This is a genomic window from Streptomyces boncukensis (genome assembly GCF_011045075.1).
GTDB classification, from domain to species: domain Bacteria; phylum Actinomycetota; class Actinomycetes; order Streptomycetales; family Streptomycetaceae; genus Streptomyces; species Streptomyces boncukensis.
In genome coordinates, this window is record NZ_JAAKZZ010000614.1 from 1 (window position 1) to 3,879 (window position 3,879).

Below are 3,879 nucleotides of genomic sequence, written 5' to 3' on the forward strand. Positions count from 1 at the left end.
GGTGCTCGCGCTCTGGGAGCGGCGGGGGGTGCGGGCCCGGCGTATCGCGGTGGACTACGCCTCCCACACCTCCCACGTCGAGCGCATCGAGACCGAACTGCTGGAGGCGCTGGGGGAGATCGTGCCGCGCGCCCCGCGGATCCCGATGTTCTCCTCCGTCCTCGGCCGGTGGGTCGAGGGCGCCGAACTCGACGGCGCGTACTGGTACCGGAACCTGCGGCAGCAGGTCGGCTTCGCCGAGGCGGCCGCCTCGCTGACCGGTCAGGGCTACCGCGCCGCCGTGGAGGTCAGCGCCCACCCGGTGCTGACCGGGGCCGTGCAGGACCTGTTCGACGACACCTGCGAGGAGAGCACCGTCGTGGTGGGCACACTGCGCCGGGACGAGGGCGGCCCGGCGCGCTTCCACCGGTCGCTGGCCGAACTCTGGGCGCGCGGCGTCGACGTGGACTGGGCGCCCGTCTTCGACGGCGTCACGCCACCGGAGGAGCCCGCGGACTTGCCCACCTACGCCTTCCAGCACCAGCGGTACTGGCTGGATGCGGCGCCGCCAGCGGTGACCGACGTCGGCCACGCCGGGCTGCGCACGCCGGAGCACCCGCTGCTGGGCGCCGAACTCGCGCTGGCGGGCACGGGCACCAGCGTGTTCACCGGCCGTGTCGCGGTGCGTGAACACCCCTGGCTGGCCGACCACCGCGTCGCGGGCACCGTGCTGATGCCGGGAACCGCATGGCTGGACTCGTTGTTCTCCATCGGCGAGCGGACGGGGCACCCGGTCGTGGAGGAGCTGACCATCCTCAGCCCGACCACGCTCCCCGAGCACGGGGCGATCGACGTGCAGACCGTGGTCGAGCCCGCGGAGGACGGCCGCAGCCAGGTCCGTATCCACACGCGGCACACCACCGGGGACACCTGGGCCGAAGCCGCGCGGGCCACCCTCGCCGCCGGTACGCCCGAGGTGTGCGCCGAGCCCGTGCAGTGGCTGCCCGCCGACGCGCGCGCGGTGGACCTCGACGGCTTCTACGAGGGGCTGGCGGCGGACTACGGGCCGGCGTTCCACGCGGTCACCGCCGTGTGGCTGACCGACGACGCGGCGTACGCCGAGGTCCGGCTGGGCGAGACCGGCGACGACGACGGATACGGCGCGCACCCGGTGCTGCTGGACGCCCTGCTGCATCCGCTGGACGTGTCGGGGCTGCTGGGGGAGCCCGGCCAGTCGCGGCTGGCGTTCTCCTGGTCCGGCTGCCGCCTGGCGGCGACGGACGCCCGGTGGCTGCGGGTCCGGCTGACCGCGGCGGGCCCCGACGCCGTCGGCCTCACCGCCGTCGACAGCGAGGGGCGCCCGGTCCTCGCCATCGACCGGCTCGTCGTGCGCCCGGTGGACACCGAACGGCTGCTCCGGCAGGCCACCGTGGCCGCCAACTCGCTGTTCGAGATCACCTGGGTGCCGGTCACCGCGCCGGAGGCCGCACCCGAGTGGGCGTTCCACGACGAGGTGCGCGAGGCGGCGGAGCTGCCCGGTGTCGTGGTCCACGTCCCCGAGGCGGAGGCCGGCGACGTGCCCGTGCCGGAGCGGGTCCGCGCCGCCGGACTGCGGGTACTGCGCGAGATCCAGGCATGGCTGGCCGATCCCCGTGCGGACAGCAGCCGGCTGGTCTTCGCGATCCCGCCGGACGACCTGGTCCTGGACGCGCTCCGGGGACTGCTGCGGACCGCGGAGTCGGAGCACCCGGGGCGGTTCGCGCTGCTGGAGGCCGACGACCGGGACACGATCGCGGCCGGGCTGGCCCTGACGGCGGACGAGCCGCATGTGGCCGTCAAGGACGGCGCCACGCTGGCGGCCCGGCTCACGCGCGTGGCGGCGCCGGACGAGCGGGTCTCGCTGGCCGGCGGGACGGTGCTGGTGACGGGCGCGACCGGCGGACTGGGCCGGCTGGTGAGCGAGCATCTGGCCCGGGTGCACGGCGTGGCCGAGCTGATCCTGGTGTCCCGGCGCGGCGCGGAGCGGGACTTGCTCGACCGGCTCGCCGCGCACGGCGCGACCGTGCGGTCCGTGGCGGCCGACGTCGGCGACCGCGAGGCCCTCGCCCGGATCGTCGACGAGGCGGGCGACCGGCTGACGGGCGTGGTGCACGCCGCGGGCATCGTCGAGGACGCCGTCCTGACCGGCCTCGACGAGGACCGGTGGCACTCCGTCCTGCGGACCAAGGCCGACGCCGCGTGGCACCTGCACGAACTCACCGAGCACCTCCCGCTCAAGGCGTTCGTCCTCTACTCGTCGGCGTCCGCGACCTTCGGCGGCGCCGGGCAGGGCAACTACGCGACCGGGAACGCCTTCCTCGACGCGCTCGCCCGCCATCGCGCCGCGCGCGGACTGCCCGCCGTGTCCCTCGCCTGGGGGCTGTGGGACGCGGACGTCGGCATGGGCAGCCGCATCGGCGCGGCCGACCTCGCCCGGATGGCCCGCCACGGCACCAGGGCGCTGTCCGCGCAGCAGGGACTCGCGCTCTTCGACGCCGCCCTCGCGGCGGACCAGGCGGCGCTCGTGCCGATCCGGCTCGACCGGGCGGCGCTGCGATCAGCCGCCGAGGCCGACGGGATCCCGCCCGTGCTGCGCAGGCTGGTCCCGGCGGGCACCCGGCGCCGGGCGGGCCGGGAGCCCGCCCCGGCAGCGGACTCCGGGCCGGTCCGGGCGGCCGGGCTCGCCCCGGCGGAACGCCGGGAGTGGCTGCTGGAGCTGGTGCGCGGGGCCGCCGCCGCGGTTCTCGGGCACGACGCCGCCACCCTCGGCGTCACCAGCAGCTTCAAGGAGCTGGGCGTCGACTCGCTGCTGGCCGTCGAACTGCGGAACCGGCTGTCCAAGACCACCGGGATACGGCTGCCCGCCACCCTCGTCTTCGACCACCCCACGCCGAAGGCCGTGGTGACCCATCTCGCCGAGCAGCTCGGCGGGTCGGAAGCCGAGGCCGGGTCCGGGCCCGTGGCACGACCGGCGCCGCACGGCGACAGCGACGGCGACAGCGACGGCGACAGTGACGGCGACGCCGACGACCCGATCGCGATCGTCGCGATGGCGTGCCGGCTGCCCGCCGACGTGACCTCGCCGGAGAGCCTGTGGCACCTCGTCGAGACGGGCGGTGAAGCGATCACCGGGCTCCCGGACGACCGCGGCTGGGCGCTCGACGAGCTGTACGACCCCGACGCGGACACCGCGGGCACGACGTATGTGCGCGGCGGCGGATTCCTGCGCGGCGTCGCGGACTTCGACCCCGCACTCTTCCGCATCACGCCGCGCGAGGCGCTGACGATGGACCCCCAGCAGCGGCACATGCTGGAGGTCACCTGGGAGACGCTGGAGCGGGCCGGGATCGCTCCGACCGAACTGGCGGGCTCGGCCACCGGCGTGTTCGTCGGCACACACGGCCAGGACTACGGCAGCTGGGCGGAGCAGGGCAACGCCGAGGAAGGCCACCTGATCATCGGCAGGGCCGCCAGCGTGCTCTCCGGCCGGATCGCCTACGCCTACGGCTTCGAGGGACCGGCGCTCACCGTGGACACCGCCTGCTCGTCGTCGCTGGTCTCGATGCATCTGGCGGCGCAGTCGCTGCGCCGCGGCGAGTGCGACCTCGCGCTCGCGGGCGGGGTGTCGATCATGTCGACTCCGGCTGGCCTCGTCGGGTTCTCCCGGCAGCGCGGCCTGGCCGCCGACGGCCGGTGCAAGGCGTTCGCGGACGCAGCGGACGGCTTCGGAATGGCCGAGGGTGTGGGTCTGGTGCTGTTGGAGCGGTTGTCGGATGCGCGGGCGCGGGGGCATCGGGTGCTGGCGGTGGTGCGTGGTTCTGCGGTGAATCAGGACGGGGCGTCGAACGGGTTGACCGCGCC

Annotated in this window: 1 protein-coding gene; it reads left to right on the top strand. The window is 75.4% G+C overall.

Annotated features, from left to right (window positions below; genetic code table 11):
- On the top strand, positions 1–3,879 hold a 3,879-nt coding region (locus tag G5C65_RS33010), incomplete at both ends, for an SDR family NAD(P)-dependent oxidoreductase (protein WP_165302749.1).